The following is a 24,765-nucleotide window of genomic DNA, read 5'->3' on the forward strand; positions in this document are numbered from 1 at the left end:
CTCCCGGTCGCGGTCGCGGTGTGGAAGATCGGAAAGGGGATGGGGGGTCGAACGGGCGCTGCCGGCGGGCCGGCGCAGCCCCTTCGCTCAGAGGGCGTCGGCGTCGGTCTCGCCGGTCCGGATGCGCACCGCCTTCTCGAGGGGCATCACGAAGATCTTGCCGTCGCCGATCTGGCCGGTGCGGGCGGCACCCGCGATGGCATCGACGACGCTGGAGGTCAGGTCACTGGCCACCGCCACCTCGATCTTGAGCTTCGGCAGGAAGCTCACGGCGTATTCGGCGCCGCGATAGATCTCGGTATGGCCCTTCTGACGGCCGTAACCCTTCACTTCGGTCACAGTCAGGCCGTGCACGCCGATGCCGGTGAGGGCGTCGCGCACCTCCTCCAGCTTGAATGGCTTGATGATGGCCATCACGATCTTCATGGGAGGCACCCCCTTGATGCGTCTTGGGATCCGTTGCCGCTGCCGGACCGGCGCGGCACCCCGGTCCGGGTGGTCCACATGGCCGGAATGGCCTGCGGTTGTGCGACCCCATTCAAGGACTGTGCCAGCCAAGCTCGGCCTTGGGAACCCGCCGTCTGGAAGGGCCTGCCCGCAAATTAGCCGCGCGATTGCCCGCGAAATGCGCAGCGACCGCGCGCCACTGCATGCGGATGAGGCAGATTGAGCAAGGAACGTCCGGGCCGACGCGAAACGCGCCCCACACGTCGGCGACGTGCGTTTAATCCAGCCTTGGGCGGATCAGCCCTTCCTGCGCGACGGAGGCCACGAGCACGCCGTCCCGGTCGAAGATCTGCCCCCGCGCGAAGCCGCGCGCGCCCGCGGCGGCCGGGCTGTCCTGCGCGTAGAGGAGCCAGCCATCCGCCTTCACCGGCCCGTGGAACCACAGGGCGTGGTCGAGGCTCGCCGCCTGGACCTGCGGATCGAACACCGAGCGCCCGTGCGGGATCAGCGACACGTCGAGCAGCGTCATGTCGGAGGCGTAGGCCAGCACCGCCCGGTGTAGGGCGGGATCGTCCGGCAGGGCGGCGGCGGCACGCAGCCACACGTTGAAGGCCGGCTCGCGCAGCTCGCCGCCGCGATAGCGCCGCAGGTCGACCGGGCGCAGCTCGATGGGCCGGGGCCGGGCGAAATACGCGGCGATGGCCTCCGGCAGGGCGAGCCCCGCTTCGGCGGCGATCTCCCGCCCGCCGGGCAGGCCCTCCGGCCCCGCCACCGGGGGCATCGTCGGCCGGTGGGTGAAGCCGTCCTCCACGATCTGGAACGAGACCGTCGTCGCGAAGATCGCCCGGCCGTTCTGGATCGCCTTCACCCGGCGGGTGGTGAAGCTCTGGCCGTCGCGCAGGCGCTCGACCTCGTAGACGATGGGGATCCTCGGATCGCCCGGCAGCAGGAAATAGGCGTGCAGCGAATGGACCGGCCGGTCCTCCGGCACGGTGCGGGTCGCCGCGACGAGGGCCTGGGCCACCACCTGCCCGCCGAAGACCCGCCGCCAGCCGGTCTTGGGGTTCTGGCCCCGGAACAGGTCGGTCTCCAGCCGCTCCAGGTCGAGGATGGCGATCAGTTCGGCGACCGCCTCGGTCATCGCATCGATGTCGGCGTCGGACATTCGGGTAGGATCCGCTGGGCCGGGGTTTCCGTTCCGGTTTCGGATGCGACATAGGCTGAGGCACAGGCGCGGTCCATGCGCCGCCTTCACGGAAACGGAGACTTGCGATGATGGCGAGCGCGCTCGCTTCCGCCCGGGACAACGCCCGGCCCGGCAGCCGCACGGTGCTGATCGCCGGAGGCGGCCTCCCCGGGCTGACCCTCGCCCTGGCGCTCAAGCGGGAGAACGGGGCGTCGATGATCGTCGGCGTGCTCGATCCCGGCGGCGCCGCGCCGGAGCGCCATCGCGGCCGGGCCTACGCCGTCGCGGCGGGCGGGCGGCGGATGCTGACCCGGCTCGGCATCTGGGAGGCGATCACCGACGCCGCCGAGCCGATCACCCGCATGGAGATCAGCGACAGCCGCGTCGCGGACCCGGTGCGGCCGGTCTTCCTCAGTTTCGGCGACGCCCCGCGCGAGGCCGGCGAGCCCTTCGCCCACATGGTCGAGGCCGAACCCCTCGGCGTGGCCCTCCGCGAGGCCTGCCTGCGCGAGGGGATCGTCATCGCGGCGGCGGCGGTGACGCGCGCCGCCTGCGCGGGCGGCCGGATGCGCGCCGAACTCTCCACGGGCGAAGCCGTCGAGGTCGATCTCCTCGTCGCCGCGGACGGCGCCCGCTCGCGCCTGCGCGAGGCCGCCCGGATCGGCTGGGTCGGCTGGTCCTATCCGCAGGTCGGCATCGTCGCGACCATCGCCCATGCGCGCCCGCACGAGGGCCGGGCCTTCGAGCATTTCCTGCCCTCCGGCCCCTTCGCGATCCTGCCGCTGCGCGACGGCGGGGCGCTCGGCCACCGGTCGTCCATCGTCTGGACGGAGCGCGCGGAGGATGCGCCCGCGCTCCTCTCCGGCGCGCCGGACGAGGTGCTCGGGGAGATCGGCCGCCGCTTCACCCTCGACCTGGGGGAGATCGCCCTGGAACAGGAGCCGCACAGCTACCCGCTGTCCGTCGGCCTCGCGCGGGCGTTCCAGGCGGAACGGCTGGCGCTGCTCGGCGACGCGGCCCACGTCGTCCACCCCATCGCCGGCCAGGGGCTCAATCTCGGCCTCGCCGACGCCGCCGCCCTCGCGGAGGGCATCGGCGACGCGATGCGCCTGGGGCTCGATCCGGGGAGCCCCGACGTGCTGCGGGGCTACGAGCGCGCCCGCCGCTTCGATTCGCTGGCGATGGCGGCGACCACGGACGGGCTGAACCGCCTGTTCTCCAATGACGCCCTGCCGCTCCGGCTCGCCCGCGACCTCGGCCTCGGCCTCGTGGACCGGCTGCCGGGGCTGAAGGGCTTCTTCATCCGCGAGGCGGCGCAGCAACGCGAGAGCGTGCCGCGCCTGATGCGGTGAGGAAGGGGCTCAGGCCTTGGACTTCGCCCGCTCCAGGCCCTCGGCGATGAGGCGGTGCGCCTCCTCCTTGTCGCCCCAGCGGACGAACTTCACCCACTTGCCGGGCTCCAGATCCTTGTAGTGCTCGAAGAAGTGCTGGATCTGGTGGATCGTGATCTCCGGCAGGTCGGTGTAGTTCTCGACCCGGTCGTAGCGCTTGGTCAGGTGGCGCGAGGGCACGGCGATGATCTTCTCGTCCTCGCCGCCCTCGTCCTGCATCACCATCACGCCCACGGGGCGGGCGCTCATGATCGCGCCGGGGATGATGGCGCGGGTGTTGGCGATCAGCACGTCGCAGGGGTCGCCGTCGCCGGAGAGGGTGTGCGGGATGAAGCCGTAGTTCCCGGGGTAGAACATCGGGGTGTAGAGGAACCGGTCCACGACCAGCGCGCCGGATTCCTTGTCCATCTCGTACTTGATCGGCTCTCCGCCGAGCGGCACCTCGATGATGACGTTGACGTCATGCGGCGGATTCTTGCCGATCGAGATCGCGTCGATATTCATGGGGGGTCGCTCCCTGTGGCGGACATGGCCGCGCTGGGGGTCTCAATAGACACGCGCGCGCCCGGTGCAAATCGCCGAGGCGCCACGACGCGGGAAATCCGTTCGTTTAGCTGAAGATGTAGCCGACCTTGGGCAGCGTGATGCCCGCCACGCGATCCGGCACGAGCGGCCCGCGCCGGCCACCCATACTTTCGTAGAAGGCGCCCGCGCGAATATTATCCTCCAGCGTCCAGACGCCGAGCCGGCCGAGGCCGTGATCGGCGAGGTCGTTGCGGATCGCACGGAAGAGCCGCCGTCCGAGGCCGATCCCCTGGTATTCGGGCAGGAGGTAGAGTTCATCCACCTCGCCGTCGGTGCCCAGCGCCCGGCTGCGGGCCCGTCCGTAGGCGGCGTAGCCCACGATCCTGTCACCGGTCTCGACCAGCGCGATGGGCCGCCCCCGGCCGAGGGCCGACCGCCACCACGGCCGCCCCCGCGCCGCGATCATCTTTTCCAGGGCGATGCCGGGGATGATCCCGCGATAGGCCTCGCGCCACGCCGCATCGAACACCGTCGACAGGCCGCCGATATCGGCCTCCCTGGCCCGGCGGATGCTCGTGGTGCGCGTGCTCATCGGCTCGGCCTCCCGTCCGTTCGCGGCAAACAACCTCCGGACCCGTGCAGGTTCGATGCCGATCCAGGCGGAGTGAAGGCAAGATCGGCGCCGTTTTGCGCACCGATTGCCCCTCCACCGGCCGGCTGGTACAGGCGGCTTTCGCATTCTGGACCCACCGTGCTCAAACGTTTCCTCACGCCCGAGACGCGCTACGCCCGCCGCATGGCCCGCATCGCCCGCTTCGAGCGGCCGATCGGTGGCCCGGGCAGCCGGCTCATGGCCTGGGCCAACATGCTGCTCGTGGACCACGGCGTGTTCCGCCTCGCCTATCTTAACCGCCACCGGGTCGGCCGGGGCCAGGTGTGGCGCTCGGCCCAGCCGGGCCCGCACCAGTTCGCCCGCTTCCGCGCGGAGGGGGTGCGGACGGTGATTTCCCTGCGCGGCGGGCGCGAGCACGGTTCCTGGCCGCTGCAGCGCGAGGCCTGCGAGCGCCACGGCCTGACGCTGGTGGAGTTCGTGCTGCGCTCCCGCGATGCCCCGGACCGGGAGACGATCCTGGCCGCGCAACGCTTCTTCGCGGGGATCGAGTACCCGGCGGTGATGCACTGCAAGTCGGGCGCCGACCGGGCGGGGCTTGCGGCGGCGCTCTACCTGATCCTGCACGAGGGGCGCCCGGTGGCCGAGGCCGCGCACCAGCTTTCGGCCCGCTATGGCCATTTCCGCTTCGCCAAGACCGGCATCCTCGACGCCTTCTTCGCCCGCTACCTCACCGAGGGCGAGCCGCGCGGCCTCGACTTCCTGACCTGGGTCGAGACCGTCTACGATCCGGAGGCGCTGAAGCGCGACTTCCGGCCGGGCTTCTGGTCGGACGTGATCGTGGACCGGGTGATCCGGCGGGAGTAGCAAGGCTACGCTTGTCCCATGGGTGCGGGACGAGTCGCGTTCGGCGGCGTGTCCGTCCGGGGACTTGTTCCGGTGACCGATTCCAGGGACCTCATCCGCCTCCTCGAGCAGGACGGCTGGGTTTGGCATTCCAGCACCGGAAGCCATCGCCACTTCAAACACCCGACGAAACCGGGCAAGATCACGATCCCCCACCCGAAGAAGGACATGCACCCCAAGACCGTGCGATCGATCCTCCGGGCCGCCGGTTGTGACAAGCCCTCGCACTCCTGACGACGGGATGCCGACGTGACCGCCTACATTGCCTTCGTTCACCCGCCGGAGGACGGCTCCGAGTGGGGCGTGACCTTCCCCGACGTCGCGGGGTGCGTGTCGAGCGGCACGACCTTCGAGAGCGCCGTCGAGGCGGCGCAGGAGGCCCTGTCGGGCCATCTCTCCTGTCTCGCGGCGGACGGCGATCCGCTCCCGGACGCGCGCACCCTCTCGCAGATCCAGGCCGATCCGCTCGCGACGGCGGAGGCAGCCGGAGCGATCACGCAGCTCGTCGTGCCGGACCAGATTCCCAGCGAGCGGGTGCGGGTGGACTTGACCCTCGACCGGGGATTGCTGCGGCGGGCCGACGAGGCGGCGCGGGCGCGGGGCCTGAGCCGCACCGCCTTCATCGAGGCGGCGCTGTCGGCCGAAACCCGCAGGTCGCCCTAGCCCCGCCGGCTATTCCGCCGCCGGGCGTGCCATCTCGCGGAAGGGGTGCGCCGGGTACGTCCCGACGATCCGCAATTCCCGCGAGAAGTAGCCGAGTTCGTCGAGCGCCCGGCGCAAGCCCGGCTCGTCGGGGTGGCCGTCGACCTCGGCGTAGAATTGCGTGGCGGTGAACTCGCCCTCGATCATGTAGCTTTCGAGCTTCGTCATGTTCACGCCGTTCGTGGCGAAGCCACCGAGCACCTTGTAGAGCGCCGCCGGGATGTTGCGCACCCGGAAGACGAAGCTCGTCACGAAGGCGCCCTCGCCCGTGGCCGGCTCGGGCTCCGGCGAGAACACCACGAAGCGCGTGGTGTTGTGGGCCGCGTCCTCGACGTCGCGCATCAGGATGTCGAGGCCGTAGACATCGGCCGCCATGGCCGGGGCCAGCGCCGCCCGGCTCGGATCGCCGGCTTCCGCGATCTCGCGGGCGGCGCCCGCCGTGTCGCCGCTCACCACGGAGCGCAGGCCCAGGCGGCGGATGATCCGGCGGCATTGGCCCAGCGCGTGGACATGGCTGTGCACGCTCTTCAGCGCCTCCACCGGGGTGCCCGGCAGGACCATCAGCTGGAAGTGGATCGGCAGGAAGTGCTCGGCCACGATGTGCAGCGGCGAGGTCGGGATCAGGTGGTGGATGTCCGCCACCCGGCCCGCCAGCGAGTTCTCGATGGGGATCATCGCCCGCTGCGCGCGCCCCTCCGTCACCGCCGCGAAGGCGTCCTCGAAGGTCGGGCAGGGCAGCGGGATCCAGTCCGGATAGGCCTTCGAGCAGATGATGTGCGAGTTGGCCCCGGGCTCGCCCTGGTAGGAAATGGTACGCTCAGACATCGTCTCGTGCGGGTTCAGTTGAGGCGGCGGCGCTGCATCAGCGCCCGCGCCTTCTCGAGGTCGGCGGGGGTGTCGACGCCGAGCGGCAGGTCGTCCACGACCACCGCGTCGATGCGCATGCCCGCTTCCAGGGCGCGGAGCTGCTCCAGCTTCTCGCGAGTCTCCAATTCGCCCGGCGGTAGGGCGACGAATCGGGTCAGCGCCTTCCGGCGGTAGGCGTAGAGGCCGATATGGTGCCAGAGCGGGCCGGGGCCGTAGGGCGCGCGGGCGCGAGTGAAATACAGGGCGCGCAGGCGGCGCGGGGCCACCTCGTGGCCGACGAGCTTCACCACGTTGGGGTTGTCCGCCTCCTCCGGGTCGGTGATCGGCGCGCAGAGGGTGACGATGTCCACCGTGCGGTCGGCCAGCGGCAGGATGGCCGCGCCGATGATCGCCGGGTCGATGGTCGGCAGATCGCCCTGGACGTTGACGACCACGTCGTGCCGGCCCTCCGGGTCGATGCTCTCCAGCGCCTCGGCGAGGCGGTCGGAGCCGGAAGGGTGGTCGGGCCGCGTCAGCACCGCGAGGCCGCCCGCCGCCTCCACCACCTGCACGATCTCCGGCGTGTCCGTCGCCACCACGACGGGGCCGATCCCGGCCTCCACCGCACGGCGCCAGACATGGAGGATCATCGGCTCGCCCGCGATGTCGGCGAGGGGCTTGTTCGGGAGACGGGTGGCGGCGAGTCGCGCCGGGATGAGAACGAGGGGATCGGACATGGCTTCGCGGGTCCGTGGAACGGTCGGGTCTGTATCAGGCCGGGTGGCGGTTGTCGTCCCTGGGGGCCGGCCGATGCAAGGCAGTGACAATACCGGCGAAATTCTGCATGCGCGCCACCCCCGCGACCCTGCGTTATCCCTTGGCGGCATTGTCAAGGTCGGGGCGAAGCGGCTAAGGCACCCTCGAAGCCTTCCAGAGTGCGGCGGAGTAGCCGGGTATGCCCGCGCAGGCGCGGCCCCGGGGACGTAGAGAGGCCCATGAACTCGTTCGAGGTGAACAAGATCGCCGGTGCCGTACTCGGCGCCATGCTGTTCGCGGCTGGCTCCGGCTTCGTGGCCGAGCTGATCTACCATCCGAAGCCGGCCGGCAAGGCGGGCTACGACCTGCCGGAGGCCGAGGCCGAGAAGCCCGCGGCGGCCGGCGCGGAGGCGAAGGTGGAGCCCATCGCGGTGCGGCTCGCCAGCGCCAACATCGAGAAGGGCCAGGGCGGCACCAAGGCCTGCCATGCCTGCCACAGCTTCGACAAGGGCGGCCCGAACAAGGTCGGCCCGGACCTGTGGGACGTGGTCGAGCGCAAGAAGGCCGCCCACGAGGGGTTCGATTATTCCGCCGCCCTGAAGGAGAAGGGCGGAAGCTGGACCTACGCCGACCTCGATGGGTTCCTGGAGAACCCGAAGGTCTACGCGAAGGGCACCAAGATGGGCTTCGCGGGCATCGCCAACCCGCAGGAGCGGGCGAACGTGATCGCCTACCTGCGCACCCTGTCGGACAGCCCGAAGCCGCTCCCCGCCGCCGAGAAGGCCGAGGACAAGCCCGCCGCCCAGCCGGCCGCCGCCAAATCGGATGAGAAGCCCGCCACCGAGAAGCCAAGCGCCGACAAGCCGGCCCTGAACAAGGGCTCGGAGGGCAAGGATTCGCCCGCCAAGCCGGCCGACACGAACACCGCCAAGCCGGCGATCGAGAAGCCCCCGGGCAGCCCGCGCCCGGACGGCAACGGCAGCGACCGCAACGCCCCGGCCCCGCCGGCCAACGCCCATGACGGCGACCAGCAGGGCCAGCCATCGAGCGTGATCCCGGCGGAGCCGACCGCGCCGTCCGCCCCGGCCACCAAGGAGCCGCCGTCGCAGGCGAACCCCGAGGCGGTCGACCGGGCGAAGGAACTGGACATCCAGGTTCCGAAGAAGGACGACAACGCGCCGCCGAAGTAAGGGCCGTTGCCGGACGAGCCTCTCGAACGGCCCGCCCCGCGCCAGGCGTCCCTGGCGCTCCTCGTGGCCGTGACGATGACGGGCACGGTGGCGCTGCACATCTTCGTGCCGGCGCTCGCCGCTGCCGCGTTCGACCTCCACACGGACGCGGCCGGGATCCAATCGACGATCACGGTCTACCTGGTCGGTCTCGCGGGCGGGCAACTGGTCTACGGCCCCCTCTCCGACCGCTACGGCCGTCAGCCGGTGCTGATCGGCGGGCTCGGCCTCTATCTCGCGGGCCTGCTGCTCGCGATTCCCGCGCCCAATCTCGGCGTGCTGCTCATCGCGCGGATGATGCAGTCGCTCGGCGCCTGCTCCTGCCTCGTCATCGGCCGGGCGATGGTGCGCGACGTCTCGACCCGTGAGGACGCGGCCCGCAAGCTCGCCATCCTCGTCACCGCCATGACCCTCACCCCCGCCCTGGCCCCGGCCATCGGCGGCGTGGTGAGCCACGCCTTCGGCTGGCGGTCGGTGTTCGTGGTCCTCGCCGGCCTCGTCGCCTTCCTCGGGGCGATGGTGGTGCTGACCCTGCCGGAGACCAACCGGCACAAGGTGGCGTTGCCGGGCCTCGCAGCGGTGCTCGCGGCCTATCTCCGCCTCGTGCGGATGCCCGTCTCCCGCGCCTATCTCGTGGCCGGGGGCTGCGCGGGCACGAGCCTCTACGCCTTCCTGGCGGTGGCGCCGTTCCTGCTGGTCAACCGCCTCGGGCGCTCGCCGCAGGAGGTGGGGTTCGATTGCCTGCTCGTGGTGTTCGGCATGGTCGCGGGGGCGGTGATCGCGAGCCGGATCGCCCGCCGCGTCTCGATCCTGCAGGGCGCGCGGAGCGGCAACCTGATCTGCATCGTGTCGGCGCTGGCCCTGCTCGCCGTGGACCGGTCGGGCGTCCTGACGATCGAGACGCTGATCGTCCCGCTCTTCGCCTACGCGGTCGGGGTCGGCCTGCTGAGCCCCAACGCCGTGGCCGGGCTGATGAACGTCGATCCGCACGCGGCGGGCTCCGCGTCGAGCCTCTACGGCTTCACGCAGATGACGTTCGGAGCCCTGTTCACCGCCGCCGCGACGGCGTGGCCCGCCACCTCGGCGGCCCCGGTCGCGCTGACGCTCCTCGCCGCCGGGCTGATCGCGGGGCTGTCGCTCCGGCGGGTGTGAGCCTCAGCCCTGCGCCGGCAGGATCGCCCCGGACAGGCCGGCGGCGAACCCTTCCCGCAGTTCGAGCCAGAGCAGCCGCGCCGGATCCACCGGCCCCGGCATGGTCAGGCGCCCCGGCGGCACGGGCGCGAAGCCGAACCGGGCGTAATAGGGGGCGTCGCCCACGAGGATCACCAGCCCCTCCCCCGCCTCGCGGGCGGCCTCGATGGCGGCGCGGGTGAGGGCCGAGCCGATGCCGCGCCCCTCGAAGCTCGGATCGACCGCGAGCGGCCCGAGCATCAGGAAGCCCGCCTCCCCCGCCTGCACCGGGCTCATCCGCACCGCGCCGACGAGGAAGCTGCCGACCGAGGCGGTGACGCCGAGATCGCGCCGGTACGGGTTGCCCTCGCGCAGGCGATAGGCCGTGCGGGCGAAGCGGCCCGGCCCGAAGGCGCGGGCTTCCAGGCGGGCGATGGCGGAATCGTCCTCCGGCCGCTCGGGGCGGACGACGAGGGAGAGTGAGGTCACGGCTCGGGCGGCTCCGCGAAAAACCTGAGCCGCGTAACAGTGTGCGGGCGCCGCGGCAAACCGGCGTCGGGAGCCAGGCTCCGAATCCCTGGGCGCCGGCTCGCGAGTGATGATAAGTCGAGCCGCGAGAGGACCAAGATGCGCCTGACCCGCTATACGGATTACAGCCTGCGGACGCTCATCTACGTGGGGCTGCGGGAGCCGGGCCAAAGCTCCATCGGCGAGATCGCCCGCGCCTACGGCATCTCCGAGAACCACCTGACCAAGGTGGTGCACCAGCTCGGGCGCCTGGGGCTGGTCCGCACGATCCGCGGGCGCGGCGGCGGCCTGCGCCTCGGCATGGCGCCGGAGCGGATCGTGATCGGGCAGGTGGTGCGCCAGACGGAGGACGACCTCGCCCTCGTGGAATGCTTCGCCTCGGGCGCCTGCATCATCACCGCGCCGTGCCGGCTGAAGCACGCCTTGGGCGAGGCGCTGGGCGCGTTCCTTGCCGTCCTCGACGGCTACACCCTGGCGGACCTCCTCGGGGCCCCGGAGGGTGGCGAAGTCGCCCGCCTCCTCGGCATTCCCACGCCGGAGCCAGAGGCGGCCGTGCTCTGACTCAGGTGGCGCGCGCCGAGAAATCGATGCGCGGATCGATCCAGACGTAGATCAGGTCCGAGAGCAGGTTCACGGCGAGCCCGATCAGCGAGAAGATGTAGAGCGTGGCGAAGACCACCGGGTAATCCCGCCCGACGATGGCCCGGAACGAGAGTTCCCCGAGCCCGTCGAGGGAGAAGATCGTCTCGATCAGGAGCGACCCGGTGAAGAAGGCCGAGATGAAGGCCCCAGGAAAGCCGGCGATGACGATGAGCATCGCGTTGCGGAAGACGTGCCCGTAGAGCACCCCGCGTTCGGACAGGCCCTTCATCCGCGCGGTGAGGACGTATTGCTTGCGGATCTCATCGAGGAACGAGTTCTTGGTGAGGAGGGTCGAGGTGGCGAAAGCGCCGATCACCAGGGCGGTGAGGGGCAGCGCCATGTGCCACGCGTAATCCGTGATCTTGTGCCAGGGGGTGAAGCTGTCCCAGCCCTCGCTGGTGAGGCCGCGCAGCGGGAACCATTGGTAGAACGAGCCGCCCGCGAACAGGATGATCAGCATCAGCCCGAACATGAAGCCCGGCACCGCGTAGCCGACGATCACCACCGCCGAGGTCCAGCGGTCGAACCGCTCCCCGTCCTTCACCGCCTTGCGGATGCCGAGCGGGATCGAGATCGCGTAGGACAGGAGCGTCATCCACAGGCCGAGCGAGATCGAGACCGGCAGCCGCTCGCGGATGAGCTGGATGACGCTGACGTCGCGGAAGTAGCTGAGGCCGAAATCGAACCGGATGTAGTTCCACATCATCATCGCGAAGCGCTCGGGCGCCGGCTTGTCGAAGCCGAACTGCTTTTCGAGCTTGGCGATGAATTCCGGGCTGAGGCCCTGCGCGCCGCGATAGCGGGAATTGGCGGCGCCCCCGCCGCTGCCGCCGCCGCGCGATCCGCCGCCGAGGTCGCCGTTGCCGCCGGTGACACGGGACAGCGCGCCCTCGTTCTGCCCCTGCATCTTCGAGAGCACCTGCTCCACCGGGCCGCCGGGGGCGAATTGCACGATGGCGAAGGTGATCAGCATGATGCCGAACAGGGTCGGGATCATCAGGCCGATCCGGCGCAGGATGTAGCTCAGCATCAGGTCATTCCCGCCCGATCCGCCGGGCCTTGTCGGCGTCGGACCACCAGGTCGCCGGAGCGCCGAGGTCGTATTTCGGCGGAGTGGCCGGGCGTCCGAACACGTCCCACAGGGCAAGGCGGTGCTGGTCGCCATACCACATCGGCACCCAGTGGCGCCCGGCGCGCAGCACCCGGTCGAGGGCGCGGCAGGCCGTGGTCAGCGCGGCGCGGGTGTCCGCCCCGGCGATGGCCGAAAGCAGCGCATCGATAACGGGGTCCTCGATGCCGGCCATGTTGTTGGAGCCCGGCGTCGCGGCGGCGCGGGAGCCGTAGAGGTCACGCAGTTCCGCGCCGGGGGTGACGCCGCCGGAATAGCGCCGGGCGGTGAGGTCGAAGTCGAAATCTTTCAGCCGCGCCTGATATTGCGACGGATCGACCATGCGGCTCGACGCGCGGATGCCGACGAGGCCGAGGTTGCGGATGTAGGGCTGCGTCACCGGCTGGAAGACCGGATCGTCGTCCAGGAATTCGAGGGTCAGGGGCTCGCCGCCGGGCAGGCGCATCTCGCTGCCGGCGCGGGTGCAGCCGGCCTCCCGCAGCAGGGTGTCGGCGCGTTTCAGGAGCGCCCGGTCCTGGCCCGATCCGTCCGAGACCGGCGGTAGCCAGGGCTCGCCGAACACCTCGGCGGGCAGCTTCCCGCGCCAGGGTTCGAGGAGCGTCAGTTCCTCCGGCGACGGGGTGCCCGTGGCCTTGAGATCCGAGTTCTCGAAGAACGAGGCCGTGCGGGTATAGGCCCCGTACATCAGGTTGCGGTTGGCCCATTCGAAGTCGAAGCACAGGCCGATGGCCTCGCGCACCCGGGGGTCCTTGAACTTCGCCCGCCGCTCGTTGATCCACCAGCCCTGGGTGCCGCTCGGTCGCGCGTCCGGCACGCGCTCGCGCACCACCCGGCCCTCGGCCACGGCGGGGAAATCGTAGCCCGTCGCCCAGACCCGCGCGGTGAACTCCTCGCGGAAGGTGAAGGCGCCGCTCTTGAACGCCTCGAAGGCCACCGTGCGATCGCGGAAATACTCGTAGCGCAGGCTGTCGAAGTTGTGCCGCCCGACATTCACCGGCAGGTCGGCGGCCCAGTAATCGGTCACGCGCTCCAGGCCGATGGAGCGGCCGGGATCGACCGCCGCCACCCGGTAGGGGCCGGAGCCGAGCGGCGCGTCGAGGGTCGAGGCCTCGAAATCGCGCTTGGCGTAATAGGCGGCGGAGAACACCGGCAATTGCGCCACGATCAGCGGCAGGTCGCGGGCGCGGCCCGGCGCGAAGGTGACGACGAGGCGCCCCTCGCCCTCGGCGCGGGCGTCGGTCATGTCGCGGATCGTCTCCGCGATCTCGGGATGGCCCTTGTCCCGGAGGATCTTCAGGCTGAACGCCGCGTCCTGCGCCGTCAGCCGGGAGCCGTCGTGGAAGCGGGCCTGGGGGCGCAATTCGAACGTGTAGGTCAGCCCGTCCTGGCTGACGCTCACGGAGCGGGCGAGGAGGCCGTAGATCGCGTCCGGCTCGTCGAGCGCCCTCGTCATCAGGCTGTCGAAGGTGAATTCGAGACCCGCCGCGCCGGAGCCGCGCAGCACGTAGATGTTCAGGGTGTCGAAGGTGCCGAGCGACTGGTTGCCCACCGTGCCGGAGATCTGCCCCGAGAACCGCCCGCCCTTAGGCGCCATGGGGTTCACGTAATCAAAGGTGCGGAAGTCCTTCGGGTATTTCAGGTCGCCGAAGCTCGACAGCCCGTGCCGCTCTTCGTCGGCGGCCCGGGCCGGCAGGGGGAGCGGCAGGGAGGCGGCCAGCCCGCCCAGGACGAGGCCGCGCCGCGTCGCCCTCACCGGGGCGCCCCCGTCTTCGCGGCCAGGGCCTCGTCGTACCACCACGTCGTGGGGAAGCCGGAATTGGCGTAGAGCGGCAGGATCGGCGGCCGGTTGAAGCGGTTCCAGCGCAGGGTCCGCTGCCGGTCGGACGCCCATTGCGGCACGACGAAATCGTGGGCCAGCAGCACCCGGTCGAGGGCGCGGGTGGCGGCGATGACGCCCTCCCGGTCGGGGGCGAAGATCACCTTCTCGATCAGGGCGTCGATGGCCGGATCCTTGATGCCGATCAGGTTGCGCGAGCCGGGCGTGTCGGCAGCCTTGGAGCCCCAGTATTCGCGCTGCTCGTTGCCCGGCGAGAGCGATTCGCCCCAGCCGGTGGTGGTGATGTCGAAATCGAAGTTGCGGATGCGGTTCTGGTACTGCGCCTGATCGATGACCCGCAGGGTCGCGCCGATGCCGATGAGCTTCAGCTGCGCCGAGAAGGGCAGGATCACCCGCTCGAAGGTGTTCTGGAACTCCAGGAACTCGACGGTCAGCGGCGTGCCGGACTTGTCGACCATCTGGCCGCCCTTCAGCTCGTAGCCGGCCTCGCGCAGGAGGCGCACCGCCTCGCGCAGGTTGGCCCGCACCGCCTCGGGGCTGTCGTTGACCGGGTTGGCGTAGGGCGTGGTGAAGATCGAGGCCGGAACCTTGTCCTTCACGCCCTCCAGGATCTCCCGCTCACGCCCCTCGGGCAGGCCGGAGGAGGCGAGTTCCGAGCCGAAGAAGTACGAGTTGATGCGCTTGTAGAGGCCGTAGAACAGCGACTTGTTCATCTCCTCGTAGTTCAGGGCGAGGTTGAACGCCCGGCGCACGCGCGGGTCCTTGAACTTGTCCTTGCGCGTGTTGAACACGAACGCCTGCATGATGCCCGTGCCCCGGTCGGGGAAGGCCTCCTTGATCAGACGCCCGTCCTTCACGGCGGGGAAGTCGTCGTAGGCGGTCGCCCAGTTGCGGGCGATGTTCTCGACGCGGAAATCGTAGAGGTCGCCCTTCAGGGCCTCGACCAGCACGGTGCCGTCGCGAAAATACTCGTAGCGGACGGTGCCGAAATTGTTGCGGCCGGCATTCACCGGCAGATCCTTGCCCCAGTAATCGGCGACGCGGACATAGGTCGCGGTGCGGCCGGGCTCGAACTTCTCCAGCCGGTAGGGGCCGGAGCCGAGCGGAATCTCAAGGCTCGTCTCGGTGGGGTTGCGCTGGCGGCCCTGCGCGTCCTTGCCCTCCCACCAGTGCTTGGGCAGCACCCGCAACTGGCCGATCACCTGCGGCAACTCGCGGTTGCCCTTCTCGGAGAAGGTGAACGTCACCTCGCGCGGGCCGGTGGCCTCGGCCTTGTCCACGGTCTGGTAGTAGGCGGCGTAGAACGGCGAATTCGCCTTCAGCACGCCGAACGACCAGACCACGTCATCGGGGGTGATCGGCTTGCCGTCGTGCCACTTGGCGCCCTCGCGCAGGCGGTAGGTGACAGAGCCGAGATCGGGGGGAATGCGCACCGCCTCGGCGAGGAGCCCGTAGGAGGTGAAGGGCTCGTCCGAGGATTCGGTCATCAGCGTATCGTAGATCTGCTGGACGCCGCCTTCGAGGTCGCCCTTCAGGCCCGAGACCACGATGTTGAAATTGTCGAACCCGCCCTGGGAGCCGAGCCGCACGAGGCCGCCCTTGGGGGCTTTGGGGTCGGCGTAGTCGAAATGCGTGAAGTCGGGCCCGTATTTCGGCTGGCCCATCAGCGTCATGGCGTGGGTCCATTGCCCGTTCGCATCGGGCGGCGTGGGCTGCGCGCCGGCCCGGCCGACCGTATTGGCCGCCAGGAGAGTGCCCAGAAGGGTGCCATTGAACAGGCGGCGGGTCACGGGCTGCGTCACGCTTGGGCTGCCTCCGGTCCTCGCGGTCGCGGGGCATTCCGGCCCCCGACCCTCCGGGGGTCTTAGGACGGCGCCTGGGTCGCGTCGAGTGCGCGGGCGCCCCGTGCGTCACGTCGCCGGGGCGGCGGAGTCAGTGTCGGGCGCGGCGGGCGAGGTGCGTTCCGACCTCGAACAGGGCGAGGTCGAGGATCACGCGCAGGTGGTTGTCCGTCTCGTCGCCGAGTTCGTCGATGGCCTTGCGCGCGTCGAGGAGCGAGGCCGCCGCCCGGTCGAGGGCGTGCCGGCCGTGCGCATCGGTCTCCGCGAAGAAGCCGTTGCCCTCCTCGCGGGTCTCGGTGATGTCGATGATGATGCCCTTGGACCGGACCGGACGGCCGACATCGTCCTGGTAGACGCGGCCCCGGCTGAGGATCCAGCGGATGCCGCGATCGGCCGTGACGACGCGGTATTCGGCGAGGAACAGGCGGCCGTTGGCCAGCGCCCGCCAGAGCGCCTGGATCAGCCATTCGCGGTCGTCAGGGTGGATGCCGACCATCCCGGCCTCGCCCTGCAACGGCTGGCCGGCGAGGTCGGGATCGAGGGCGAGAAGGTTGGCGGCGCCCCGGTCGTACCGGGCGGTGCGGCGCACGATGTCCCAATCCCAGGTTCCGACCACGCCGGAGGCGTCGAGGGCGGAGCGCAGGTCTTCGAACGACTCGCGGCAATCGTTATCCACCTCGGTGGCCACGAGCAGCAAACCCCTCAGTTCAGAAGCATACAAAGCGGCGGGGACCGGCCTCGTGCCCCTCAGGCGCCTATCACCTAGAGCAGTGATAGTTACTCAATTGGAAACGTGACGATCCCCTATACTATCGATTCTGATACGGACGTTTCCCTTCGTAAGCAACCTTGGCCAAAGGGAAATCCGTGGGGGCGGATGCGCCTCAGGCACGCCCCTGCCCCCGGCGCCCCTCGACCAGCCACATCGCCAGCACGGCGGCGGCCAGCGCCGCGAGGGCGGCGAGCCCCAGCGCCAGGGGATAGACCTCGACGCCCCGGATGTTGGCGCTGTCGCTCGGCCGGAAGCCGATCCAGTCGCCGCCCGACAGGCGCCCGCCGCGCAGGCTCTGGAGCCGCGGCACCTGCAGCGCCCCCGACGCATCGGAGAGGCGGCGCACGGAGCCGCCCGAGCCCTCGGAGACGGCTCGCAGGCGCTCGGTGTCGCTGAACACGTCGGCGAGTTCGCGCGGGTTGGCCGGGCCGACGCTCACGAAGGCGACGAGGTTGCCCGAGCGCAGGGTGTGCAGCCCCAGGCTCTGCGCGTCGAAGGTCGCGGTGAACAGGCCGGGCTCGGAGGGCTTGAGGGTCAGGGTCGTGACCTTGCCGGTCGGCCCCGTGACCGTCACCGGTTCGGCGGTGTCGGCCATGGTCTGGCGCTCGACGCGGACCTCGCGGCCGTGGCCCGTCGTCTGCGCGCGCAGGGCCTCCTCTTCGAGGGCGGGCTCCTTCATCAGCCAATGGGCGAGGCGCCGGAGCAGGTCGAGATACGGCCCGCCGTCCTGATAGCCCCGCGCCCAGAGCCAGGCATGGTCGGACAGGAGCAGCGCGACGCGGCCCTTGTCCTCCCGCGAGAGGGCGAGCAGCGGCAGGTTGTCGGCGCCGGACAGGATCGGCTCGATGCCGGGCCGCAGCCGCGCCTGGACGATGCGCAGCCAGTCGCCCCAGGCGGGGGGCGAGGCGTCGGAGCCCGGCAGGTCGCGGGTGACGGGGTGGCGCTTGCCGGTCTGCGTCGGGGTCGCCTTGTAGGGCCGCTCGACCACCCGCCCGTCGGGATCGCCCGGCAGGATGCCCGCGAGCCGGGTGCGGGCGAGGCTCGCCGCGCCGGCATATTCCGGCCCGGCGGCGATCAACAGCGCCCCGCCCTCGCGGACATAGCGGACGATGTTGTCGAAATAGGCCTGCGGCAGCACGCTCTGGTTGGCGTAGCGGTCGAAGATGATGAGATCGAAATCCTTGATCTTCTGGACGAACAATTCGCGCGTCGGGAAGGCGATGAGCGACAGTTCGGAGATCGGCGTGCCGTCCTGCTTCTCCGGCGGACGCAGGATGGTGAAATGCACGAGGTCGACGTTGGCGTCGGACTTCAGGAGGTTGCGCCACGTCCGCTCGCCCTGATGGGGCTCGCCGGAGACGAGGAGCACGCGCAGCTTCTCGCGGATGCCTTCGATCGGCAGGACGGCGCGGTTGTTGACCGTCGTCAGCTCGTTCGGCAGCGGATCGACCTCGATCTCGACGACGTTCTGGCCGCCATGCTCGATCCGGGTGGAGAGGTCGAAGGGGCGGCCGGTGGGCACGTCGCGCCGGTCGATCTCCTCGCCGTCGCGGCGGGTGACGACCACCGCGTGGCCGGTGCCGCCGCGCTCCATCACCTCGGCGCGGATCGTCAGGTCCTTGCCGACGATGCCGAAGCGGGGGGCCTCCAGCAGCTTGATCTGCCGGTCGCGCTCGTCGGCATGGCCGGTCACGAGGACGTGCAGGGGCGCCTTGATGCCGAGCTGGGCGAGGTTTTGCGGGATGTCGTGGACGACGCCGTCCGTCACCATCACGACGCCGGCCAGCCGCTCCGGGGGCACGTCGGCCAGCGCCTGGCCGAGGGCGGCGAAGAGCTTGGTCCCGTCGTCGCCCTCGCCGGCATCGGGCACGTCGATGAAGCGCGGCTCGATGTTGGTCAGCGACCCGAAGCGGCGCTGCAACTCGGCGCGGACCTGATCCGTCACCTGCGGCCGGTCGCCCAGCGCCTGCGAGCCGGAGCGGTCGATCACCACGGCGGCGATGTCCTTCACCGGCTCCCTGTCCTCGTGGACGAGGGCGGGGTTGGCGAGCGCCGCGAGCACCAGGGCGAGGACGAGGGCGCGCAGCAGCGCCGTGCGGCCCCGCGCCAGCACCGCCAGAACCGCCATCGCCAGGGCGACGAGGCCGAGGACGGCGAGGACCGGCCACGGCAGGAGAGGCGTGAAGCTGAGGCTCAGCATGGCGGGGCCTTTTCCCTCACTGCCCCAGCCGTTCCAGCAGCGCGGGCACATGGACCTGATCGGCCTTGTAGTTGCCGGTCAGGGTGTAGATCACGATGTTGACGCCGCCCCGGAAGGCCATTTCCCGCTGGCGCTGGTCGCCGCCGGTGATGGGATAGAGCGGTTCGCCCCGCCGGCCGATGGCCCAGGCGGTGGCGAGGTCGTTGCTCGTGATGATGATCGGGCTCACCCCGTCGCCCGCCCGCGCCGGCCGGCGCTCGCCGCCCTCGGCGGCCGGCGGCAGGGCCTCGACCCAGGTCTGGCCGGTGGCGTAGCGGCCGGGGAAGCTGTCCACGAGGTAGAACGCCTTGGTCAGCACGTGGTCGGCCGGCACCGGCTCCAGTTCCGGCACTTCCAGCGTCGCCAGCATCTTGCGCAGGTAGGCGGCCTCCGGCGTCGTCGGGCCGCCGGGCCGGGCGGTGAGGGCGTCGCGGGTGTCGAACAGCACCGTGCCGCCGTTGCGCATGAAGGCGTCGATCTTGCGGATCGCGGCCTCGGACGGAAGCGGCCGGTTCGGGGCGATGGGCCAGTAGATCAGCGGGTAGAAGGCGAGTTCGTCCTTGGCCGGATCGAGCCCCGCCGGCTCGCCCGGTTCCAGGGCGGTGCGGGCGGCGAGCATCTGCGTCAGGCCGGAGAGCCCGGCGCGGCTCGCCTCGTCCACGGCGGCATCCCCGGTGACGATGTAGGCGAGCCGCGTGATGAGGGCCGATTCGATGCCGTTCGGCCGGTTCGCCACCTCTTCGGCGCGAAGCCCCCGCACCGGCATCGCGCCCGCGAGGAGGGCCGCGAACACCAGGGCGGCGGGGCGGGCGCGCAGGGCCCACAGCCGCCCGAGGAAGCCGCCGAGCCACAGCCCGGCCAGCGTGTCGAGGACGAGGAGGAGCAGCCCCGCCGTGAACAGGCCGGGCCGCAGGTCCACGGTGGAGGCCCCGGCCAGGGAGCCGAGGGCGGCCCCGGTGAGGGGCGCGTAGTCGACGGGCGTGAGCCGGTCGTCGGGCTTGAGGGCGTTCACGCTGATCCCTCCGTCCGGCGGGCCGTAGAAGCCCGGCGGATGCTCCTGGCTCGCCCGGTCGGCGTAATCGGCCGGGACGGCGGTGGCGATGGCCGGCGCCGAGCCGAGCGCGCCGAACCCGTCGAGGGTGACGCGGGGCGCCAGCACGGCGACCTTCGCACGGTTGGCGCCCGCCTCGGCGGAGGCCGGGCCGGCGCCCGCCAGCGCCACCACCCGCCGCAGCATGTCGATGAACAGGCCGGAGAGCGGCAGGTTCGACCACGTCGTGTCGGCGGTGACGTGGAACAGCACGATCCGCCCCTGCCCGCGCTTCTGCGCGGTGACGATGGGCGTGCCGTCCTGGAGCGACGCCCAGGTCTTGCCCGGCAGGTCGCCATCGGGCTCGGCGAGGATCTGGCGGCGCACGCCGATATCGGCCGGCGGGGTCAGGCCGGCGAAGGGGCTCTCCGGCGGGAACGGCGCCATGGTCTTCGGCGCGTCCCAGGACAGGGCGCCGCCGAGGTTGCGGCCGCCCCGGCGCAGGCGCACCGGCACCAGGGTGTCGTGACCGGCGGCGAGACGCGCCCCGGCGAAGCGCAGGAGCAGCCCGCCCTCGTCCACGAACGTGTCGATGCGCCCCGCCGTCTTGTCGTCCAGGGCGCCGACATCGGCCAGCACCAGCACCGAGACCTGATTGTCGAGGAGCTGGTTGATGGAGTCCGAGAGGCTCGCCGCGCCCCGCGCCTGCTGCACGTCCGCGAAGGGTTCGAGGGCGCGGGAGAGGTAGTAGAGCGGCGCCAGCAACGGCTGCGACTGGTCGAGGGTGCCGCCGAACACGAGGCCGACCCGGCGCCGCTTGCCGCGCTCGTCCATGAGCGAGACCGCCCCGGCCGAATGCTCGTTCGCCACCTCGATGCGGCTGATGCCGTTGCGCAATTCGGTGGGCATGTCGAAGACGGCCTCCGCGCTCAGGGCATCGCCCGCGAAGGCGAAGTCGCGCTCGGCCAGCGGCAGGCCCTTCTGGTCCAGCGCTCGGATCACCCCGGCATCCCGGCCGTTGCCGGCCGCGCGGAGCACATGGGCGGTGAGCCGCCCGCCGGATTCCGAGACCGTGAGCGCCAGGGCCGGCGGCCTGTCGGCCTTGAGGACGCTGAGCGCCGCCCCGGCGCCGCTGGCGAGGTCGTTCAGGCCCTTGGCGAAGCGCTCGTCGGCGCTGCCCGCGACTCCGTCCGTGATCCAGACGATGCCGGCGCCCTGGTTCTTGTCGAGGAAGGCGCCGATCCCCTGCAGATGCGCGTCGCGGGTGGGCAGGTAGGGCCGTGGCGCGAGGGCGCGCAGCCGTTCCAGGGTGGCGGCGGGGGGCTTCGCCTCGACGGCGGCGAGGGGCTCCGCGAGGCCGACGAGCGCCACCGCGCGCCCGTCGCGGGCGGCGCCCTCGACGGTGTCGGTGGCGACCCGCATCCGGTCGCGCCAATCGTGCGCGGCGGCGAAGCCGTTGTCGAGGAGCACGAGGAGGGGCTTCTTGCCCCCGCCCGCGCCGATGCCGCCGGGGCTCCAGACGGGACCGGCCACCGCCAGGATGAGCGCGGCGGCGATGAGCAGGCGCAGGAGCAGCAGCCAGGGCGGCGTCCGCGCCGGGGTCTGGCGCTGCGGGATCAGGTCCGCGACGAGCTTCAGCGGCGGGAAGTCGATCCGCCGGGGACGCGGCGGCGTCACCCGCAGGAGGATCCACAGGGCCGGGAGGCCGATCAGGGCGGCGAGCGCCAGGGGCGCGGCGAAGGTCAAGCCGAACATGGTCGCCTCAGCCGCCGCGGGCGATGACAAGGGTCGCGAGACGCAAGGCCGCCTCGCTCGCGGGACGGTCGGTGCGGTGGAGCGTCAGCGTCCAGCCCGCCCCGCGCACGATCTCCTGCAACCGCTCCCGGTGGGCGGTGATCCGCGCCCGGTAGCGCTCACCCCAGGAGCCGGCATCGCCGATGGCGAGCGAAGGGCCGCCTTCGAGGTCGTGCAGCACCGCCTGCCCCGTGAAGGGGAAGGTCTCCTCGATGGGATCGACCACCATGAGCAGGTGCCCCCGGCTCCCCGCCGCCGAGAGGCCGCCGATCGACTCCGCGATCCGCTCCGGCGGGGTGAGGAAGTCGCCGATCAGCACCACCTCGTCGAAGCGGGCGGGCTGGGCGGCCGGCGGCAGGTCGCGGTCGAGCCCCGCCTTGTCCGCGACCAGGGCCTGGGCCAGATGCTCCACGATGCCCCGCGAGGCCCGCGCCCGGGTCAGGCCGAGCAGCCCGACCCGCTCGCCGCCATCCACGAAGGCGTCGGCGAGCGCGAGGCCGAGGACGAGCGCGCGCTCCACCTTGGACGCGCTCGCGAGGTCCGAGGAGAAGGCCATGGAGGCCGACCGGTCGATCCAGAACCAGATGTTGTGGGCCGCTTCCCATTCCCGTTCGCGGACGTAGAGCCGGTCGTCGCGGGCCGAGCGGCGCCAATCGACGCGGGCGGCGGCCTCGCCGGTCACGAAGGGGCGGAACTGCCAGAAGCTCTCGCCCGGCCCCGCCCTACGGCGCCCGTGCAGGCCATGGGCGAGCAGGCTCGACACCCGCCGCGCCTCCAGCACGAGATGGGGCATCGTCGCGGCGAGCGCCGCCGCGCCCTCGGTCTCGCGGCGCCCCGGATGGCGCGTCTGCGCGGCGAGGGCCTGTGTCGCGACCAAGGTCAGAGCTTCTCCGCGAGCTTGGCGATCAGACCCTCGATGGTCTCGCCGTCGGCGCGGGCGGCATAGTTGAGCGCCATGCGGTGCTTCAGAACCGGCTCGGCCAGCGCCTTCACGTCGGCGACGGAGGGCGCGACCCGGCCCTCGATCAGCGCGCGGGCGCGGGCGGCGAGCGTCAGCGCCTGGCTGGCGCGGGGGCCGGGCCCCCAGAGGAGCTTGTCCTTCACCAGCGCGTCGCCGCCATGGGGGCGCGCCGAGCGGACGAGGTCGAGGATCGCCTCCACCACCGCCTCGCCCACGGGCAGGCGGCGCACGAGGCGCTGGGCGGTCATCAGCTGGTCGGTGGTCATCACCGAGGTGGGGCGGACCTCGTCGGCGCCGGTCGTCTCGATGAGGATGCGCCGCTCCGCCGCCCGGTCGGGATAGCCGACGTCGATTTCCAAGAGGAAGCGGTCGAGCTGCGCCTCCGGCAGGGGGTAGGTGCCCTCCTGCTCGATGGGGTTCTGGGTGGCGAGCACGTGGAACGGGCGGGGCAAATCGTGCCGCTCGCCGGCCACCGAGACGTGACCCTCCTGCATCGCCTGCAGCAGGGCGGACTGGGTGCGCGGGCTGGCGCGGTTGATCTCGTCTGCCATCAGCAGTTGCGTGAACACCGGGCCCTTCACGAAGCGGAAGGCGCGGCGGCGCTCGGCATCCTCCTCCAGGATCTCGGTGCCGAGGATGTCGGAGGGCATCAGGTCCGGGGTGAACTGCACCCGGCGGGCGTCGAGGCCGAGTACGGTGCCGAGCGTCTCCACCAGCTTAGTCTTGGCCAGACCCGGCAGGCCGACGAGGAGCCCGTGGCCGCCCGCGAGGATCGTGACCAGGGCGAGGTCCACGACCTTCTCCTGCCCGAAGATGACCCCGTGGATCGCCTCGCGGGCCTGTCCGACCGCCGCGAGGCAGCTCTCGGCGGTGGCGACGATGCCGTCATCGAGGCTGGTGGCGGGGCTCGTGCCCTGGCTGGCGGCCTGGATCATGCCGGTGTCCGTCTCCCTGGGACGCTGCGGACGGGCGTCCGCGAACGTCCAAGAGTGTGGGCCGGCTTCATGGGGCTGGCAAGGTCGGGATCGCCGCACGGTTGCGTGGGCGCCCTTCCCTCTCAAGCCTTCACGTCCCGCCCCTCGGTGAATTCCCGCCACAGCAGAACGAGGGCCGCCATCACCGCCGGGCCGAGGAACAGGCCGAGCAGGCCGAAGGATTCCACGCCGCCGAGGATGCCGAGCAGCACCCACAGGAAGGGCAGCTTGGTGGTGCCGCCGATCAGCGCGGGCCGGATGAAGTGGTCGGCCACGAAGGTCACGACGAGGCCCGCCACGGCGACGATGATCGCCGCCTTCACCGCGCCGGCCCCCACGAGGAGCAGCGCCGCGATGGCGATGGCCAAAGCTGCGCCGAAGGGGATCATCGCCGCCACCGCCGTGAAGGCGCCGAGCAGCACCGGATGCGGCACGCCCGCGAAGTAGTAGACGATGCCGAGGATCACGCCCTCGCCCAGGCCGACGAGGACGAGGCCGTCCACGGTCCCGTGGACCGAGGCGACCATCTGCCGGCCGACCCGCTCGCCGCGCGGGCCGAACAGGCGGTCGCAGGCCTTGAGCGCCTGCCGCGCGACCGTATCGCGGTCGCGGAACAGGAAGAACAGGGCCACGAGGCTGAAGCCGAACAGCACCACCCGGTGGACCACCTCCCGGCCGATGTTGCGGCCCGCGCCCAGGACCTTGCCGTTGTCGAAGCGGTGCAGGATCTCCGACCCCGCCTGGGCGTGGCCGAGGTTGTCGTTCCACCACGCCGTCGCCTGGGCCGCGCCGTAGGGCAGATGGTTGAGGAACTCGGGCGCGGGGATGCCGCTCTCTTCGGCCTTGCGGACGAACTCGGCGACGTCGTGCGCCTCCCGCGCCGCCTGCACGCCGAGGACGACGAGGGGCACGAGGAACACGAGGGCCACGGCCAGCACCGCGAGGCTCGGCAGGACGATGTTGTGCCGGCCGGGCGGGAAACGGCGCTCGATCCGGGCGTAGAGCGGCCCCAGGGCGATGGCGAGCACCACGGCCCAGGCGAGCGCCGGCAGGAACTCCCGCAGGATGTAGATCCCGAGGGCGCCCAGCGCGAGGACGAGGATCACCCGCGCCGCGCCCTGCGAGGGGGCCCGCTCGGCCGGAGGCGGCGGGGGATGGCCCGGCCGCGCCTCCGCGAGCGCGCGGGCCGGGGGCACGGGCGCGGCGAAGGTCGGGTCGAGGGTCGAGGGGGGCGACGGTTTCATCCGCCT

General features: G+C 71.4%; 23 protein-coding genes. 7 read left to right on the top strand and 16 right to left on the bottom strand.

Features of this window, described 5'->3' with window-relative positions:
- Positions 1–87: 87 nt before the first annotated feature.
- On the bottom strand, positions 88–426 hold the full coding sequence (locus tag ACXJ1Y_RS14720; protein ID WP_238248428.1) for a P-II family nitrogen regulator: 339 nt from the start codon (positions 424–426) through the stop codon (positions 88–90).
- Positions 427–724: 298 nt separating this feature from the next.
- Complete coding sequence (gene tesB / locus ACXJ1Y_RS14725) at positions 725–1,588, bottom strand: acyl-CoA thioesterase II (protein WP_463850123.1); 864 nt, start codon at positions 1,586–1,588, stop codon at positions 725–727.
- Between the two features lie 134 nt (positions 1,589–1,722).
- Between tesB and ACXJ1Y_RS14730 the strand changes: the two genes are divergently transcribed.
- Positions 1,723–2,985 (top strand): FAD-dependent monooxygenase, encoded by a 1,263-nt coding sequence (locus ACXJ1Y_RS14730; RefSeq protein WP_463850124.1) that lies wholly within the window; start codon positions 1,723–1,725, stop codon positions 2,983–2,985.
- 9 nt (positions 2,986–2,994) lie between these two features.
- On the opposite strand, the gene ppa is transcribed toward ACXJ1Y_RS14730, so the two are convergent.
- Positions 2,995–3,528, bottom strand: a complete 534-nt coding sequence (gene ppa / locus ACXJ1Y_RS14735) for an inorganic diphosphatase (protein WP_243953707.1) — start codon at positions 3,526–3,528, stop codon at positions 2,995–2,997.
- A 106-nt stretch (positions 3,529–3,634) separates the two neighbouring features.
- Positions 3,635–4,141: a GNAT family N-acetyltransferase gene (locus ACXJ1Y_RS14740; RefSeq protein ID WP_463846947.1), complete on the bottom strand. Its 507-nt coding sequence runs from the start codon at positions 4,139–4,141 to the stop codon at positions 3,635–3,637.
- Positions 4,142–4,300: 159 nt separating this feature from the next.
- Here ACXJ1Y_RS14740 and ACXJ1Y_RS14745 point away from each other — a divergent pair, with 159 nt between their 5' ends.
- From ACXJ1Y_RS14745 to ACXJ1Y_RS14755, 3 genes are read left to right on the top strand one after another with little or no spacing between them, the layout of a single operon-like run.
- A complete protein-coding gene (locus ACXJ1Y_RS14745; protein ID WP_463846948.1) occupies positions 4,301–5,026 on the top strand; it encodes a tyrosine-protein phosphatase in 726 nt (241 codons plus the stop codon).
- An 18-nt stretch (positions 5,027–5,044) separates the two neighbouring features.
- Positions 5,045–5,299 (top strand): type II toxin-antitoxin system HicA family toxin, encoded by a 255-nt coding sequence (locus ACXJ1Y_RS14750; RefSeq protein WP_463846949.1) that lies wholly within the window; start codon positions 5,045–5,047, stop codon positions 5,297–5,299.
- Between the two features lie 15 nt (positions 5,300–5,314).
- Positions 5,315–5,728, top strand: a complete 414-nt coding sequence (locus ACXJ1Y_RS14755) for a type II toxin-antitoxin system HicB family antitoxin (RefSeq protein ID WP_463846950.1) — start codon at positions 5,315–5,317, stop codon at positions 5,726–5,728.
- 9 nt (positions 5,729–5,737) lie between these two features.
- Here the strand turns inward: ACXJ1Y_RS14755 and ACXJ1Y_RS14760 are convergent, their stop codons facing one another.
- Together ACXJ1Y_RS14760 and ACXJ1Y_RS14765 are read right to left on the bottom strand one after the other, a co-directional pair.
- Complete coding sequence (locus tag ACXJ1Y_RS14760; protein ID WP_463846951.1) at positions 5,738–6,592, bottom strand: prephenate dehydratase; 855 nt, start codon at positions 6,590–6,592, stop codon at positions 5,738–5,740.
- Positions 6,593–6,606: 14 nt separating this feature from the next.
- The gene (locus tag ACXJ1Y_RS14765) at positions 6,607–7,350 is read right to left on the bottom strand and encodes a 3-deoxy-manno-octulosonate cytidylyltransferase (RefSeq protein ID WP_463846952.1); all 744 of its coding nucleotides are present in this window, start codon (positions 7,348–7,350) and stop codon (positions 6,607–6,609) included.
- Between the two features lie 258 nt (positions 7,351–7,608).
- On the opposite strand from ACXJ1Y_RS14765, the gene ACXJ1Y_RS14770 reads away from it, so the two are divergent.
- Together ACXJ1Y_RS14770 and ACXJ1Y_RS14775 are read left to right on the top strand one after the other, a co-directional pair.
- Positions 7,609–8,559 carry a c-type cytochrome gene (locus tag ACXJ1Y_RS14770; protein ID WP_463846953.1) on the top strand — a complete coding sequence of 317 codons (951 nt, stop codon included), beginning with the start codon at positions 7,609–7,611 and terminating at the stop codon, positions 8,557–8,559.
- A gap of 6 nt (positions 8,560–8,565) precedes the next feature.
- Positions 8,566–9,750 carry a multidrug effflux MFS transporter gene (locus ACXJ1Y_RS14775; RefSeq protein WP_463846954.1) on the top strand — a complete coding sequence of 395 codons (1,185 nt, stop codon included), beginning with the start codon at positions 8,566–8,568 and terminating at the stop codon, positions 9,748–9,750.
- A gap of 3 nt (positions 9,751–9,753) precedes the next feature.
- On the opposite strand, the gene ACXJ1Y_RS14780 is transcribed toward ACXJ1Y_RS14775, so the two are convergent.
- Positions 9,754–10,257 carry a GNAT family N-acetyltransferase gene (locus ACXJ1Y_RS14780; RefSeq protein ID WP_463846955.1) on the bottom strand — a complete coding sequence of 168 codons (504 nt, stop codon included), beginning with the start codon at positions 10,255–10,257 and terminating at the stop codon, positions 9,754–9,756.
- 138 nt (positions 10,258–10,395) lie between these two features.
- Here ACXJ1Y_RS14780 and ACXJ1Y_RS14785 point away from each other — a divergent pair, with 138 nt between their 5' ends.
- On the top strand, positions 10,396–10,857 hold the full coding sequence (locus ACXJ1Y_RS14785; RefSeq protein ID WP_463846956.1) for an Rrf2 family transcriptional regulator: 462 nt from the start codon (positions 10,396–10,398) through the stop codon (positions 10,855–10,857).
- 1 nt (position 10,858) lies between these two features.
- Here ACXJ1Y_RS14785 and ACXJ1Y_RS14790 read toward each other — a convergent pair whose 3' ends face one another.
- From ACXJ1Y_RS14790 to ACXJ1Y_RS14830, 9 genes are all read right to left on the bottom strand, one after another.
- Positions 10,859–11,968, bottom strand: a complete 1,110-nt coding sequence (locus tag ACXJ1Y_RS14790; protein WP_463846957.1) for a microcin C ABC transporter permease YejB — start codon at positions 11,966–11,968, stop codon at positions 10,859–10,861.
- A 4-nt stretch (positions 11,969–11,972) separates the two neighbouring features.
- A complete protein-coding gene (locus ACXJ1Y_RS14795; RefSeq protein ID WP_463846958.1) occupies positions 11,973–13,820 on the bottom strand; it encodes an extracellular solute-binding protein in 1,848 nt (615 codons plus the stop codon).
- A complete protein-coding gene (locus ACXJ1Y_RS14800; protein ID WP_463850125.1) occupies positions 13,817–15,652 on the bottom strand; it encodes an extracellular solute-binding protein in 1,836 nt (611 codons plus the stop codon). The genes ACXJ1Y_RS14795 and ACXJ1Y_RS14800 overlap by 4 nt, the downstream gene beginning before the upstream one ends.
- A 184-nt stretch (positions 15,653–15,836) precedes the next feature.
- Complete coding sequence (locus tag ACXJ1Y_RS14805; RefSeq protein WP_463846959.1) at positions 15,837–16,433, bottom strand: PAS domain-containing protein; 597 nt, start codon at positions 16,431–16,433, stop codon at positions 15,837–15,839.
- 196 nt (positions 16,434–16,629) lie between these two features.
- Positions 16,630–18,717: a hypothetical protein gene (locus ACXJ1Y_RS14810; protein WP_463846960.1), complete on the bottom strand. Its 2,088-nt coding sequence runs from the start codon at positions 18,715–18,717 to the stop codon at positions 16,630–16,632.
- A gap of 16 nt (positions 18,718–18,733) precedes the next feature.
- Positions 18,734–21,541 carry a DUF4159 domain-containing protein gene (locus tag ACXJ1Y_RS14815; RefSeq protein WP_463846961.1) on the bottom strand — a complete coding sequence of 936 codons (2,808 nt, stop codon included), beginning with the start codon at positions 21,539–21,541 and terminating at the stop codon, positions 18,734–18,736.
- A 7-nt stretch (positions 21,542–21,548) separates the two neighbouring features.
- On the bottom strand, positions 21,549–22,457 hold the full coding sequence (locus tag ACXJ1Y_RS14820; protein WP_463846962.1) for a DUF58 domain-containing protein: 909 nt from the start codon (positions 22,455–22,457) through the stop codon (positions 21,549–21,551).
- Positions 22,458–22,459: 2 nt separating this feature from the next.
- A complete protein-coding gene (locus ACXJ1Y_RS14825) occupies positions 22,460–23,476 on the bottom strand; it encodes an AAA family ATPase (protein WP_243953694.1) in 1,017 nt (338 codons plus the stop codon).
- Positions 23,477–23,598: 122 nt separating this feature from the next.
- On the bottom strand, positions 23,599–24,759 hold the full coding sequence (locus ACXJ1Y_RS14830) for an AI-2E family transporter (RefSeq protein WP_463846963.1): 1,161 nt from the start codon (positions 24,757–24,759) through the stop codon (positions 23,599–23,601).
- Positions 24,760–24,765: the final 6 nt, after the last annotated feature.

This window comes from Methylobacterium sp. TK26, from assembly GCF_055361565.1.